Annotated in this window: 14 protein-coding genes; all 14 read right to left on the bottom strand. The window is 62.3% G+C overall.

The window, feature by feature from the left end; translation table 11 throughout:
- Positions 1 to 34: 34 nt before the first annotated feature.
- The gene (locus QCE73_RS01725) at positions 35 to 1822 is read right to left on the bottom strand and encodes an acyl-CoA dehydrogenase C-terminal domain-containing protein (protein ID WP_309879530.1); all 1788 of its coding nucleotides are present in this window, start codon (positions 1820 to 1822) and stop codon (positions 35 to 37) included.
- Between the two features lie 67 nt (positions 1823 to 1889).
- Positions 1890 to 2564, bottom strand: coding sequence for a TetR/AcrR family transcriptional regulator (locus QCE73_RS01720; RefSeq protein ID WP_035497647.1), 675 nt, complete (start codon positions 2562 to 2564; stop codon positions 1890 to 1892).
- Between the two features lie 271 nt (positions 2565 to 2835).
- Positions 2836 to 4131, bottom strand: coding sequence for a phospholipase D-like domain-containing protein (locus QCE73_RS01715; protein WP_309879528.1), 1296 nt, complete (start codon positions 4129 to 4131; stop codon positions 2836 to 2838).
- Complete coding sequence (gene nudB, locus QCE73_RS01710) at positions 4128 to 4604, bottom strand: dihydroneopterin triphosphate diphosphatase (RefSeq protein WP_309879527.1); 477 nt, start codon at positions 4602 to 4604, stop codon at positions 4128 to 4130. The genes QCE73_RS01715 and nudB overlap by 4 nt, the downstream gene beginning before the upstream one ends.
- Before the next feature lie 109 nt (positions 4605 to 4713).
- On the bottom strand, positions 4714 to 6516 hold the full coding sequence (gene aspS / locus QCE73_RS01705) for an aspartate--tRNA ligase (protein ID WP_035497643.1): 1803 nt from the start codon (positions 6514 to 6516) through the stop codon (positions 4714 to 4716).
- A gap of 93 nt (positions 6517 to 6609) precedes the next feature.
- Complete coding sequence (locus tag QCE73_RS01700) at positions 6610 to 7272, bottom strand: DUF502 domain-containing protein (RefSeq protein WP_035497641.1); 663 nt, start codon at positions 7270 to 7272, stop codon at positions 6610 to 6612.
- 132 nt (positions 7273 to 7404) lie between these two features.
- Positions 7405 to 7761 carry an FmdB family zinc ribbon protein gene (locus QCE73_RS01695; protein ID WP_309879526.1) on the bottom strand — a complete coding sequence of 119 codons (357 nt, stop codon included), beginning with the start codon at positions 7759 to 7761 and terminating at the stop codon, positions 7405 to 7407.
- Between the two features lie 142 nt (positions 7762 to 7903).
- Positions 7904 to 8521 carry a methyltransferase domain-containing protein gene (locus QCE73_RS01690; RefSeq protein WP_309879525.1) on the bottom strand — a complete coding sequence of 206 codons (618 nt, stop codon included), beginning with the start codon at positions 8519 to 8521 and terminating at the stop codon, positions 7904 to 7906.
- Positions 8522 to 8532: 11 nt separating this feature from the next.
- The gene (ubiB, locus tag QCE73_RS01685) at positions 8533 to 10104 is read right to left on the bottom strand and encodes a ubiquinone biosynthesis regulatory protein kinase UbiB (RefSeq protein WP_035497638.1); all 1572 of its coding nucleotides are present in this window, start codon (positions 10102 to 10104) and stop codon (positions 8533 to 8535) included.
- Between the two features lie 22 nt (positions 10105 to 10126).
- A complete protein-coding gene (locus QCE73_RS01680) occupies positions 10127 to 10798 on the bottom strand; it encodes an SCP2 sterol-binding domain-containing protein (protein ID WP_309879524.1) in 672 nt (223 codons plus the stop codon).
- A 169-nt stretch (positions 10799 to 10967) separates the two neighbouring features.
- A complete protein-coding gene (locus QCE73_RS01675) occupies positions 10968 to 11981 on the bottom strand; it encodes a Tim44-like domain-containing protein (protein WP_309879523.1) in 1014 nt (337 codons plus the stop codon).
- A 25-nt stretch (positions 11982 to 12006) separates the two neighbouring features.
- Complete coding sequence (gene ubiE / locus QCE73_RS01670; RefSeq protein ID WP_309879522.1) at positions 12007 to 12738, bottom strand: bifunctional demethylmenaquinone methyltransferase/2-methoxy-6-polyprenyl-1,4-benzoquinol methylase UbiE; 732 nt, start codon at positions 12736 to 12738, stop codon at positions 12007 to 12009.
- Between the two features lie 84 nt (positions 12739 to 12822).
- Complete coding sequence (locus QCE73_RS01665) at positions 12823 to 13230, bottom strand: DUF971 domain-containing protein (protein WP_309879521.1); 408 nt, start codon at positions 13228 to 13230, stop codon at positions 12823 to 12825.
- A 9-nt stretch (positions 13231 to 13239) separates the two neighbouring features.
- Entirely contained in the window at positions 13240 to 13674 is a 435-nt protein-coding gene (locus QCE73_RS01660; protein WP_035497633.1) for an HIT family protein, read from the bottom strand.
- Positions 13675 to 13678 lie beyond the last annotated feature (4 nt).

Raw genomic sequence — 13678 nt, 5'->3', positions numbered from 1 at the left:
AAAACGGGATCCGGCGGCGCACAAGCCAAAAAAATCAGAAAAGCGCTTCGTCGAAATCCATCATCGGCTTGGCTCCGGCACGAGCGGCACGAATCGTCGAAGCGGTCTCAGGCAGCAGCTTGGCAAAGTAAAACCGCGCGGTGCCGAGCTTGGCCTTGTAGAAGGCATCGTCGGAAGCGGCATTGTCCAAAGCAACCCGCGCCATCCGCGCCCAGAAATACGAAAACACCAGATGTCCGACCGTACGCAAATACGGCACGGCCGCAGCGCCGACCTCATCAGGATTCTGCATGGCCTTCATGCCGATCTCCATCGTGAGCTTCTGCACCTTGTCGCCGATATCGGCAAGCGGATTGATGAACTCCTGCATCTCCGGCTTCACGCCTTCCTGCTCGACAAAATCGGCAACGAGCTTGCCGAAGCGCTTCAGCTTCGCGCCCATGTCGCCGAGAATCTTGCGGCCCAGCAGATCGAGCGCCTGAATGGAGTTCGTGCCCTCGTAGATCATGTTGATGCGCGCATCGCGGACGTGCTGCTCCATGCCCCACTCGGAGATGAAGCCGTGGCCGCCGTAGATCTGCATCGCCATATTGGTGCCTTCGAACGCGTTGTCCGTCAGGAATGCCTTGATGACCGGCGTGAGCAGCGCGACGAAATCGGCGGCCTCCTGACGCACGGATTCGTCCGCGTGCGAGAGTTCCTTGTCGATGTTGAGCGCCGCCCAGTACGTGAACGCGCGGCCCGCTTCGGCATAGGCCTTCTGCGTGAGCAACATGCGGCGCACGTCCGGATGCACGATGATCGGATCGGCAGCCTTCTCCGGCGCCTTCGGGCCCGTGAGCGAGCGCATCTGCAGACGCTCTTTCGCATACACGAGCGAGTTCTGATACGCGACTTCGGTCAGGCCGAGTCCCTGCATGCCGACGCCCAGGCGCGCCGCGTTCATCATCACGAACATCGCGTTCAAGCCCTTGTTCGCCTCGCCGACGAGCCAGCCCGTGGCGCCGTCGAGATTCATCACGCAGGTCGCGTTGCCGTGGATACCCATCTTGTGCTCGATCGAGCCGCACTTGATGCCGTTGCGCTCACCGATCGCACCGTTTGCATCGGGGACGAACTTCGGCACGATGAAAAGCGAGATGCCCTTCGTTCCCATCGGCGCGCCCGGCAGACGCGCGAGCACCAGATGAACGATGTTCTCGGCCATGTCGTGCTCGCCGCTCGAGATGAAGATCTTCGTGCCGGTGAGCGCGTACGAACCGTCGGAATTCGGTTCGGCCTTCGTGCGCAGGATGCCGAGGTCCGTTCCGCAATGCGGCTCGGTCAGGCACATCGTGCCGGTCCACTCGCCCGAGACGAGTTTCGAAAGATAGGTCGACTTCTGCTCCGGCGTGCCATGCGCATGCAGACACTCGTACGCGCCGTGCGAGAGCCCGGGATACATCGTCCAGGCCTGATTCGCCGAATTGAGCATTTCGTACAGCGCGTTGTTCACGAACGCAGGCAGACCCTGACCGCCGTACTCGGGATCGCAACCGAGCGCGGGCCAGCCCGCATCGATGTACTGGCGGTACGCCTCTTTGAAGCCGGCCGGCGTTTTCACGACGCCATCGCCTGCGTAGGTGCAGCCTTCGCGGTCGCCGCTCTGGTTGAGCGGGAACACGACCTCGGAGCAGAACTTGCCGGCTTCCTCGAGCACCTGATTGATGGTGTCGGCATCGAGATCGGCATGCTTCGGCATGCTCTTCAATTCGGCTTCGACGTTCAGCACTTCGTGCAGCACGAACTGCATGTCGCGAAGGGGGGCGGCGTACTGTCCCATGAATCTCTCCAGTTTCTTCAAGCGTCTGGTTGCGCGCCGCCGAACCACCTTCGATTCGACGGCGCCGCTAACGGCTGTCGGTGTGTTGCGATGTCAGGTTCGTCGCCGCATTCGGCGTCGGCTGAGGGATGGCCGTTGCGGGTCCCGCATTCGACGTCTGATACGACACGATCGTCTTGTCCAGCGCGTCCCGCGTCAGTTGCACGGCTTCCGGAAGATGCAGGAAGCGGGCATCGTGATGCAGGCCGAGCGTAAAGCTGTACAGCTCGAACAGCATCAGATGCGGGTCCGTCTCCGCCTTCAGATGCCCTTCGTCCTTCGATTGGCGGATCGCGCGCAACAGCGCCTCGCGCCACATGCTCACGCTGTGCACGAGCTGCTCGCGCACAGCGCTCGCGGCGCGGTCGTCGTACTCCACCGCTCCGCTGATGTAGATGCAACCCGTGGTCACTTCCTGGATGCGCTTCTCCATCCAGCGATTCATCATCGCGCGCAATCGCGGCAGGCCGCGCGCTTCGCGCAGGCTCGGAAAGAACACTTCATCTTCGAAGCGCCGGTGGTACTCGCGCACCACCTCCACCTGCAAATCCTCTCGCGACCCGAAATGCGCAAACACACCGCTCTTGCTCATTTGCATCCGCTCGGCCAACAGGCCGATCGTCAGCCCTTCCAGCCCGTCCCGACTTGCCAACTCCAGCGCTGCGTCGAGAATCGCGGCCCGCGTCTGTTCGCCTTTTCGCATGATGTCCCTACCGTTCTTATGTGACCCGTAAAATCGAACGGCCGTTCTATTATTATGGCCGAACGCTGGTGATACAAGCAGATTTTTAGATATGCGTTTCTAAAACGCCAAGACTCGTCTATAGGATAAATCTCAACGATGTCCGCGCCCATTGTCGCGTTTTATGTACGGACTGCCTGTAAGTGACTGCCCGAGTTCCCGATTCGTGGGAACCTTTCTCTAATGATGCCTGCTGACCAGCATTTTTACGCAATCGATGCGAATTGGCAGGTTAATCGTACTGACCGATGGTGATCATTTTCATCATCACGCGGTAAGTGTTGTAGGCCAGCCAATTAAGCGCTCGCTCCGTAACAGGCCGCGATGCGTAGTGTTTTTCATCGATCGGGCGGCCTTCGTCAAACGCCTGAAGAATGGCGTCGTGTAATCCGGCGATTTCGGGATGATTCACGAGCACCATGTTGGCCTCGTTGTTGAGCACGAGCGAAAGCGCGTCGAGGTTCGATGAACCGATCGTCGCCCAGTCCGCATCCACGACCGCGACCTTGCCGTGAAGCATCGTCTTCTCGTACTCCGCGATCCTCACGCCGTGCTTCAGCAGGTTGCCGTAGAGAAACGGCGTCGCGTAATCCAATGCTACGAATTCCTTACGACCGATGACGAGCGACACGCGCACGCCGCGCCCGGCCGCGTTGACCAGCGCGCGTCGCAACCTGCGCCCCGGCATGAAGTAAGGATTCGCGAGCAACACCTCGCTCTCTGCGTGCGCGATTGCACGAAGATACGCCTTTTCGATCGCGCGCCGATTGAGCAGGTTATCGCGCGCGACGAACGCAACGCACGGCTGATCGACCGCGTGAATTTCACCGAGCCGCGCGCGCCGGCGCGCCAGCATCGCGCGGCGGGCGTTCCATCGGCCGGGCGCGCGTGCGCTTTCGCTTTCCTGCTGCTCGCAGCTTGGCTGCGTCGGCTGACGCGGCTTCACGCCGAGCCGAATCCGCTGCCATTGCAGGTCGAACGCTTCGCGCACGTCCTTGACGACGGGGCCTTGCGCCTCCATCGCGAAATCCCAGCGCGGCCGTTCGAGACGCGTGCCGTTCTGATCGTAGTCATCGACGATATTGATGCCGCCGCAAAACGCGTAGGTTTCATCGATCAGCGCGAGCTTGCGATGCGTGCGCGAGAAGCCGAGCGGCCCGAACAGCAGATGCGGGTTGTAGATGCGATGATCGACGCCGCGCTCCTGCCAGAGCTTGAACATCGGCAGATTGCTGTCCGTGCCGATGCCATCCGTGATCACACGCACCTTGAGGCCGCGTTCGGCCGCGCGCACGAGCGCATCGGAGACGGCGCGACCGATATCGTCGTTGGCGAAGATGTAGGTTTCCAGCGACACCGACTTGCGCGCGTTGTCGATCCGCTCGATCAGCGCCGGGAAAAATTGCACGCCGCCCTTGAAGAGCCGCACGTGATTGCCCGACGTGAAGCAAAAGCGCGGCGGGCGGCGGCCCGAGAACAGCGCCTGGCGCAACCGCTTGAAACTGCGCCGCGGACGCAGTCCGATCATCGGCTATGCGCCGCGAGGCGCTCGGGCAATTGCAGGATGGCTTCCCGGTTCGACCACGAGAAGCATCGGTCGGCTGCCTCGCGAAACGGCAGCCACAAGTGTGCGGTGTGTTCGCGCGGCGCGAGTGTCACTTCGAGACAATGTGGCACGAGCAGGCTGAACTGATGTTCGGTGTTGCGCGTGATGCCTTCCGCGTAGCGATGCCGCCATTGCGGATAGATCTCGTACTCGATGGTGTGATGCCAGTCGAGCAGCGCGTTCTCGGGCACGAGCGCGCTGCCGATCACGATGCCCGTCTCTTCCTGCACTTCGCGCGCGGCGGTCTCGACGAGCGGTTCGTCGATGCGATCCTTCGAGCCCGTCACCGATTGCCAGAAGCCTTTGTGATCCACGCGTTCGATGATGAGCACATCGAGCTCCGGCGTATGAATGACGACCAGCACGGATTCGGGGATTTTTGGCGGCTTCTGCATGTCTTGGTGAACGCGCGTTTCATTATTTGTCGGTGCCCAAAGACTGTAACGCAAAAAACGAAAAAGGCGCACTCGGCGCCTTTTTCATCACATCGACAACGAAAGCTGCTTAGTGCGCCTTCTGCTCCGGCTGACGCAGACGGATGTGCAACTCGCGCAACTGGCGCTCGTCCACTTCGCTCGGCGCCTGCGTGAGCAGATCCTGCGCGCGCTGCGTCTTCGGGAACGCGATCGTGTCGCGGATCGAATCGGCGCCGGACATCAGCGTGACGATGCGGTCCAGACCGAACGCGATACCGCCGTGCGGCGGCGCGCCGTACTGGAGCGCGTCGAGCAGGAAGCCGAACTTCAGACGCGCTTCTTCCGCGCCGATCTTCAGCGCGCGGAACACCTTGCTCTGCACGTCTTCCTGGAAGATACGCACCGAACCGCCGCCGATTTCCCAGCCGTTCAGCACCATGTCGTAGGCCTTCGCGAGGCAACGGCCCGGATCGGTTTCGAGATATTCGAGGTGCTCGTCCTTCGGGCTCGTGAACGGATGATGCGCGGCCACGTGACGGTTCTCTTCCTCGTCGTACTCGAACATCGGGAAGTCGATGACCCACAGCGGCTTCCAGCCGGTTTCGAGCAGACCGGTCGTCTTGCCGAATTCCGAATGGCCGATCTTCAGACGCAGCGCGCCGAGGCTGTCGTTCACGACCTTCGCGCGATCCGCCGCGAAGAAGATGATGTCGCCGTCTTGCGCCGCCGTGCGCTCCATGATCGCCGCGAGCGCCGCGTCATGCAGGTTCTTGACGATCGGGCTTTGCAGGCCGTCGCGGCCACGGGACTTGTCGTTGACCTTGATCCACGCGAGGCCCTTCGCGCCGTAAATGCGCACGAATTCCGTGTAACCGTCGATGTCGCCGCGCGACAGCTCGCCGCCCTTCGGCACGCGCAGCGCAGCGACACGGCCGTCCTTCGAGTTGGCCGGCATGCTGAACACCTTGAAGTCGACGTCCTTCACGGCATCCGTGAGATCGGCGAATTCGAGCTTCACGCGCAGATCGGGCTTGTCCGAACCGAAGCGGCGCATCGCTTCCGAATACAGCATGACCGGGAATTTCGCGGGCAGCGTGACGTCCATCGTCTCCTTGAAGACGTGGCGGATCATCTCTTCGAACAGATCGCGGATTTCCTGCTCGGTCAGGAACGAGGTTTCGCAGTCGATCTGCGTGAATTCCGGCTGACGGTCGGCGCGCAGGTCTTCGTCGCGGAAGCACTTGGTGATCTGGTAGTAACGGTCGAAGTTCGCGACCATCAGCAGCTGCTTGAACAACTGCGGCGACTGCGGCAGCGCGAAGAACTGACCCGCGTTCACGCGCGACGGCACGAGGTAATCGCGCGCGCCTTCCGGCGTGCTCTTGGTCAGCATCGGCGTTTCGATGTCGATGAATCCTTGCGCGTCGAGATACTTGCGCACTTCCATCGCGACGCGATAGCGCAGGCGCAGATTCTTCTGCATTTGCGGACGGCGCAGGTCGAGCACGCGATGCGTGAGACGCGTCGTCTCCGACAAATTGTCGTCGTCGAGCTGGAACGGCGGCGTGACCGATGCGTTCAGCACGGTCAGTTCGTGGCACAGCACTTCGATCTTGCCGCTCGTGAGGTTCGCGTTGACCGTGCCTTCGGGACGGTCGCGCACGACGCCTTTCACCTGCACGCAAAACTCGTTGCGCACGCCTTCGGCCACCTTGAACATCTCGGCGCGGTCCGGATCGCAGACGACCTGAACGAGCCCTTCGCGATCGCGCAAGTCGATGAAGATAACGCCACCGTGGTCGCGGCGGCGATGCACCCAGCCGCACAGCGAAACGGTTTGGCCCAGGCGGGCCTCGGTCACCAGACCGCAGTATTCAGATCGCATCGACATGATGTTGTGTCTTTCGTTGTTCGTTGATCAACGGCTCGCGCGTTCGGGCCTCGCTCTTTGGTTCGGCGGACTCCTGGCTCGCGCGCGCCGGCATTACATCGGCGGCTCGGTGGGGCGGCGTGCGGGCGCGACCGGCGCCGGCGCGCTCGGGGCGGGAGCCACCACGCCCATCGAGACGATGTACTTCAGTGCGGCGTCGACGGTCATGTCCAGTTCGACGACTTCGCTTTTCGGCATCATCAGGAAGAAGCCGGATGTCGGGTTCGGCGTCGTCGGCACGTAGACGCTCACGTGCTCTTCGTCGAGGTGGTTCAGCACGTCGCCGCCCGGAATGCCTGTCAGAAAGCCAATGGTATACGAGCCCTTGCGCGGATATTCGATCAGGAGCGCCTTGCGGAACGCGTTACCGCTCGAAGAGAGCAACGTGTCCGACACCTGTTTGACGCTCGTGTACAGCGGCCCGACCACCGGAATGTGCCTCAGGATGGCGTCCCACCATTTCACGAGCTTCTGGCCGACGAAGTTCTGGGTCAGCAGTCCGACGATGAAAATGAATGCGATCGTCAGCACGGCGCCGACGCCCGGCAGATGGAAGCCCACGACGCGCTCGGGTTGCCACGATTCCGGCAGGAGCAGGAGCGTCTGGTCCATCGTCCCGATGACGAGGCCCAGCACCCACAAGGTGATCGCGAGCGGCACCAGCACGAGCAGGCCGGTGAGGAACACGGATTTCAGCGTAGTCTTTTTTGTCGTCATTTCCACGGGGCGGAGGCTGCGCCGGCTCGACTGTGTCGAAGATCCGGCTTGGCAGGCGAGCCGCGCCCAATTGCGCGGTCGGCGAGGTCATCTACGCGACATATGGCCAGGCGGACGTGGCGACCCGGCGTTTCAGGCTGCGTCCGACGATGCGGACGCGCCCGCCGCAGGCTTGGCGGCATCCGACGATGACGTAGTACTGGCCGGGGTTGCGTCGCCCGAATTCGAGCTGCCGGAGCCAGACGAAGAAGCGTCATCCGATTTCGCTGCCGGCGCGTTTGCCGCGTTGCCCTTCGCGCCGGTGTTGCCGCTTCGAAAATCGGTGACATACCAGCCGGAGCCTTTCAACTGGAATCCGGCGGCGGTCACCTGCTTCGAGAAAGCGTCCTTTCCGCAGGCGGGACATTGCGTGAGCGGCGCATCGCTCAGTTTCTGAAGCACGTCTTTTTCGTGGCCGCAGTGTGCGCAGCGGTACGCGTAAATCGGCATGGCACTCTTCCTACAATGATCTGTCGACGCTTGCAAAGCCTTGAATTATAGCCGCAAACTCGACCCGCCAATCTCGGGACGACGCGCGCAAGCTTGAGCCCCCTATATCGGGGCGCTGTCGAAGGATTTCAAGCCGGTCGGTTCAGATACGTCGCCAGGTCATCCAACGTTCGCGGCCGGCGAATACGGGAATCGAGCCGCTCACCTCGCGGTCTTCGATCAATTCGAAGTGCGGCGTCAGGAGCGCGCCCAGTTCGCCGCGCTCGATGCCGAACGGCGGCCCTTTCGGGGTCGATCCGATGAAAAAGAAACCGGCGAGCAGCGCGCCCGGTTTCAGCAACGCGGCCATCCGGGTGGCGTAATCCTGCCAGCGGACTTTCGGCAGTGCGCACAGAAACGCCCGCTCGTAGATCCAATCAGGCGAAAAAGGCGGCTCATAGGCAAAAAAATCCGCCTCTTCGACAACGCCCGCATGCGCGCCGAGTTGGGCGCGCGCCGCCTCGACGGCGCCTGCGGAGAAGTCGATCGCGCGCACCGGCCAGCCGCGCTCGGCCAGATAGAGCGCTTCGTACGCGCTGCCGCAGCCGGGAATCAGCACATTCTGCGCATTCCGCGGCGCGACGAAGGTCTTGAACGCCTCCGGCACGCCAGCCTGATCCCACGGCGTGAACTGCTGGCCGAAACGCTCGTCCCAGAAGCCCGGCGAATTCGGATCGCGGTTTTCGAAATCGGGAACATCGGGATTCGTCGGATCGCTCATGATGTCGGCCTTCAGGGATGAAGAAAGAACTGCGCGACGACGACACCCGCGCCCGCCATCGCGACCAGACCAGCGACGAGCAGCGTCACGAGCAGGCGGTTCGTGCGCTTCTGCTCGGCGAGAAGCATCCGCATGAGTTCGTCGCTGCCGCTCTTCGGCGAATCGTGCTGCTCCGCCAGGATATGGTGAATCAGCCGCGGCAACTGCGGAATGGTCTTGCTCCACTGCGGCGCTTCCATTTGCAGGCGCTCGTACCAGCCGCGCCAGCCGATCTGCTCGTTCATCCAGCGTTCGAGATACGGTTTGGCCGTCTTCCACAGATCGAGTTCGGGATCGAGGGAGCGCCCGAGCCCTTCGACGTTGAGCATCGTCTTTTGCAACAGCACGAGTTGCGGCTGGATCTCGACATTGAAGCGGCGCGAGGTCGAGAACAGGCGCATCAGCACCTGCCCGAGCGAGATGTCCTTCAGCGCGCGATCGAAATACGGCTCGCAAACCGCGCGAATCGCGCTCTCCAGTTCCTCGACGCGCGTACTCGGTGGCACCCAGCCGGATTCGAGGTGCAGCGTCGCGACACGGTGATAGTCGCGCTTGAAGAACGCGAGAAAGTTCTGGGCGAGATAGTTCTTGTCGAAGTCCGACAGCGCCCCGACGATACCGAAGTCCAGCGCGATATAACGCCCGAAGGTCGCCGGATCGAGGCTCACCTGAATGTTGCCGGGGTGCATGTCGGCGTGGAAGAAGCCGTCGCGGAACACCTGCGTGAAGAAAATCTCGACGCCTTCGCGCGCGAGCTTCGGAATATCGACGCCGGCCGCGCGCAAGGTCTCCACCTGGCTGATCGGCACGCCGACCATGCGCTCCATGACGAGCACCGTCGGCGCCGACAAATCCCAGTACATCTCCGGCACGAGCAGCAGATCGAGTCCCTGAAAGTTTCGGCGCAACTGGCTGCCATTGGCGGCCTCGCGCATCAGGTCGAGCTCGTCGTGCAGATATTTGTCGAATTCCGCCACCACTTCGCGTGGCTTGAGGCGCCGGCCGTCCGCCCACAGACGCTCGGCCCACGTCGCGATATCGCGCAGCAGCGCGAGGTCGGAGTCGATCACGGGAAGCATGCCCGGGCGCAGCACTTTCACCGCGACGGCCTTTCCCGCATGCTCGCCGTTCCTGATCTTCGCGAAATGCACCTGCGCGATCGACGCGCTCGCCACCGGCACGCGCTCGAAATCGTCGAACAATTCGTCGATCGGCGCACCGAGCGACTTTTCGATGATGGACACCGCCACCGCCGAATCGAACGGCGGGACCTGATCCTGAAGTTTGGCGAGTTCATCGGCGACATCGACGGGCAAAAGATCGCGCCGCGTCGACAGCACCTGCCCGAACTTCACGAAGATGGGTCCGAGGCTCTCCAGCGCGAGCCGCAGGCGGATGCCGCGCTCGATGTCGAACCTGCGGCCAAAGGTCGTGATGCGCATGAGAAAGCGCACGCGACGATCGTCGATGCCGCTCATCACCAGCTCATCGAGCCCGAAGCGGACGATCGTGAAAAAAATCTTGAGAAAACGCAGAAAACGCATGGTTCGAATTCGCTTCAGCTCGTTATTCGTGCGAGTCGCGCACTGACTCGCCGCCGGATCGCGCTGAGGCGCCGCTCGCCGGCCGTGATTGTCCGGATGGTTGTCCGGTTTGTTGTTCGATCCTCTCGATGCGCTTTTCGACGCGCGCAAGCGCATCGCGCGCTCTCGAAAGCTCGGCGTTGAACGCGTCGAGCGCGCCCTTGCGCACGAGTTGCGGGCGCTCGTCGAGGAAATATTCGGTGAAAGTGTCCAGCAGATTCCGCCCGGTGCGCTGCGCCTGCTCCTGCACCGCCCGCGCGACGAGTCCCACGCGATGCGCGGGTGCGTCACCGATCACGCGCGCCAGGTCTTCTTCGGGATCCCAGCGCAGATGCTCCGCGAGTTTTGCAAGAGTCGTGGCGAACTCCGCGTCGCCTTCGATGCGGACATGCTTCATCACTGCCGCCTGGCCGCCCTGCAGAAACACAGGCAGAGCATCGATCGGCACGGCGATCGTCACATCGAATGCGCCTGCCTCGGCGTCGGTGGTTGCCGCGAAGAGGCCGTCGGGTTGCACCACGAGCGCGATCGAAACCGGCGTGCACGACAATTTCACTCGCTTGCCTGCATACGGCTTAAGGCGCTCGAGCGCCCACGGCTCGCGCACGAGCAGATGATTCACGGCGGCCGCGAATCCTCTGGACACGGTCTTCAAGGCGGGATTTGCTGCGGGACGGGCGGATTCGTCTGCGTTCGTCATCGGCTGTGAGATGAAAAAACCCGCGCGAGACGCTTCTCGCGCGGGTTTCTATTCTACCGCCGCAACCGGCAAACACACTGACGGTTGCCGGCACCCTGCCATTCGGCCAAGGGCGCGGTCAGGCTCAACTGACCTGCTGAATTCCTGCCAGCAGCCAGCCTTCGTTGCCGGACTTCTGCTTCGACAGGTTCCATACCTCGACGAACGGCTCGGCCGCCGCACCTTCCGACTCGCGGATGAGCCCGTGGAAGCGCACGCTCGCGAGATACTCGTTCGCGCGATCCTCGACGCCGAGCAGATCGGCGTTGAGCTGCACCACATCCGTACGATTCGGCGCACTGCCGCGGGCATCGACGTCGAGCTTCACTTCGGCGAACATTTCGGGCGTCGTGAATTCGCGGATGTCGTTGACGTTGCCGCGATCCCACGCGTCCTGCAGCCGCACGAAGTAGACCTTCGCGTTGCGCACGAATGCGTCGGTGTCGAAGCCAGCCGGCACGTTCGGATTCACGGCCTGTTGCTGCACCGGAGATTCGATGTAATTCGCGCCGAAGCCGGTCGGCTGCTGCGGCACTTGCGGCGGATCCTGATTCAGGCTCGTGCGCGTGGTCGCGCCGTACGGCGAACCGGAAGTCGCGCCGGCGCCAGCGTATGCAGGCGTGTTATTGCCCTGACGCTTGCGCATGATGAAGCGGAACAGCATGACGGCCGCCAGCACGATCAAGGCGATCATGATCATGTTGGCCATCGCGCCGGCGAACGCCTCGCCCAGCCCGAAGTGCGACAGCAGCGCCGCGATACCCAGACCCGCCGCGAGACCGGCGATCGGCCCCAGCCAGCGGTTACGCGCGGGTTGCGCGGCTGCCGGCGCAGCCGGTGCGGGTTGCGCGCGCTGAGCCTGCGCCGCCTGACCGGCCTGCCCCTGCTGCATGGATTGCGACGGCGGCGTCGCCTGATGCTGCTGGGTCGCCGTGGCCGACTGCCGGCCCATGCTGCGGCCAGCGCCCATGCGCTTGGCTTCCGCCGTTTCCGCGAAGATTGCGCCGGCCGCAATAACGCCAGCCAGCGCCAAGATTCCGGCCTTCCTGAAGAAGAGGTTCAGGAAACCCCGGGATTGGGGTTTGCGCGAATCGAACATATCGAATCCTTTTGAGAGTGGAACATCAAAATTTTGTCCCGACGTGTAACGCTACCACGCCACCTGACAAATTGTAATATTCGACTCGATCCAGGCCCGCTTGTTCCATCATTGTTTTCAAAGTTTCCTGGTCCGGGTGCATGCGAATAGACTCCGCCAGGTACCGGTAGCTGTCCGCATCTTTGGCCACTTTTTCGCCAAGCCACGGCAAAATCTTGAAACTGTAGATATCGTACGGCTTTTTGAGCGGTTCCCACACTTTCGAGAATTCCAAAACCAGCAATCTTCCGCCCGGCTTTAGGACGCGCGTCATTTCTGCCAACGCACGATCCTTGTGCGTCATATTACGAAGCCCGAAAGCAACCGTAACGACATTGAAATAATTGTTCGGGAACGGGATCTTCTCGGCGTCGCACAGCAGCGCGGGCGTCAGCACGCCTTTGTCGATCAGCCTGTCGCGGCCCACGCGCAGCATCGATTCGTTGATGTCCGTATGCCAGACTTCGCCCGTCTCGCCTGCCTGCTTTGCGAAGGCCATCGCCAGATCGCCCGTGCCGCCCGCGATATCCAGCACCTTGTAGCCCGGCCGCACCTTGGCCTGCCCGATCGTGAAATGCTTCCAGATCCGATGCAGTCCGCCGGACATCAGGTCGTTCATCAAGTCGTAGTTGCCCGCCACGGAGTGGAACACGCCCGCCACTTTCTTCGCCTTGTCCTGCTCGTCGACCGTTTCGTATCCGAAGTGGGTCTTGCTCATCGCGCTCTTTCCTCGCCTGTTGTTCGTTCTATGTATGCGCAATCGTCGCGCCGGCCGTGCGGCGTTATGCCGCGGCGTTGATGCTCAATGGCAGTGGCCGCCGGACGGCTTGGCGGCCATCGGCGTGTCGCGGTCCACGCCCGCGGCTTCCAGTTTCGCCAGATACTCGCGCCACAAGTCTTCCTGCCGCGTCGCCAGGTCGTGCAGGATGTCCCAAGAATAGATGCCCGTATTGTGACCGTCCGAAAAATTCAATTGCAGCGCGTAATGCCCGACCGGATCGATGCCGATGATCGTCACCTCGCGCTTGCCGGTCTGCAGCGTTTCCTGGCCCGGTCCGTGGCCCTGGACTTCGGCGGAAGGCGAGTAGACACGCAACAGCTCGAACGGCACGCGATACGACTCGTCGCCGTATTGCAGTTCGAGCACGCGGGATTTCGAATGCACGACGACGCCGGTGGGAATCGGCGTCGTTGAAGTGAGTCCGCTCATGGTCTTGCCTTATTGATGGCCGAACGCCTGGTTCAGTTCGTTGCGCACCTGCTCGCGCAACAACGTCGCCTGCGCGCGGCGCTTCGATAGCTGCGATTCGGAGACCGTGCGCTGGCGCGGCGCCCAGATCGGCAGAGGGAAGCGGGAATCGTTGGAAAAGCGTGGAATGATGTGCCAGTGGACATGCGGCACCTGATTGCCGAGGCTTGCGAGATTGATCTTCTCCGGCACCAGCACGCGGCGCATCGCGCGCTCGACGCCGTTCACGGCCGTCATCACGCGCGCGCGGTCGCCATCCGACAAATCGGACATTTCGGCGACATGCGCACCCCAGATCACGCGGCACAGGCCCGGCCAGTCGGGCTCATCGGCGAGGACGACGCGCAACGCGTCGTCCGACCAGAGTACCTCGCCGCCGTCTTCACGACAAAACACACAGTCCATCTCA

Source organism: Caballeronia sp. LZ029 (genome assembly GCF_031451275.1).
GTDB classification, from domain to species: domain Bacteria; phylum Pseudomonadota; class Gammaproteobacteria; order Burkholderiales; family Burkholderiaceae; genus Caballeronia; species Caballeronia jiangsuensis.
Note: the sequence above shows the minus strand (reverse complement) of the source record. Positions and strands in the feature narration are given on the sequence as shown.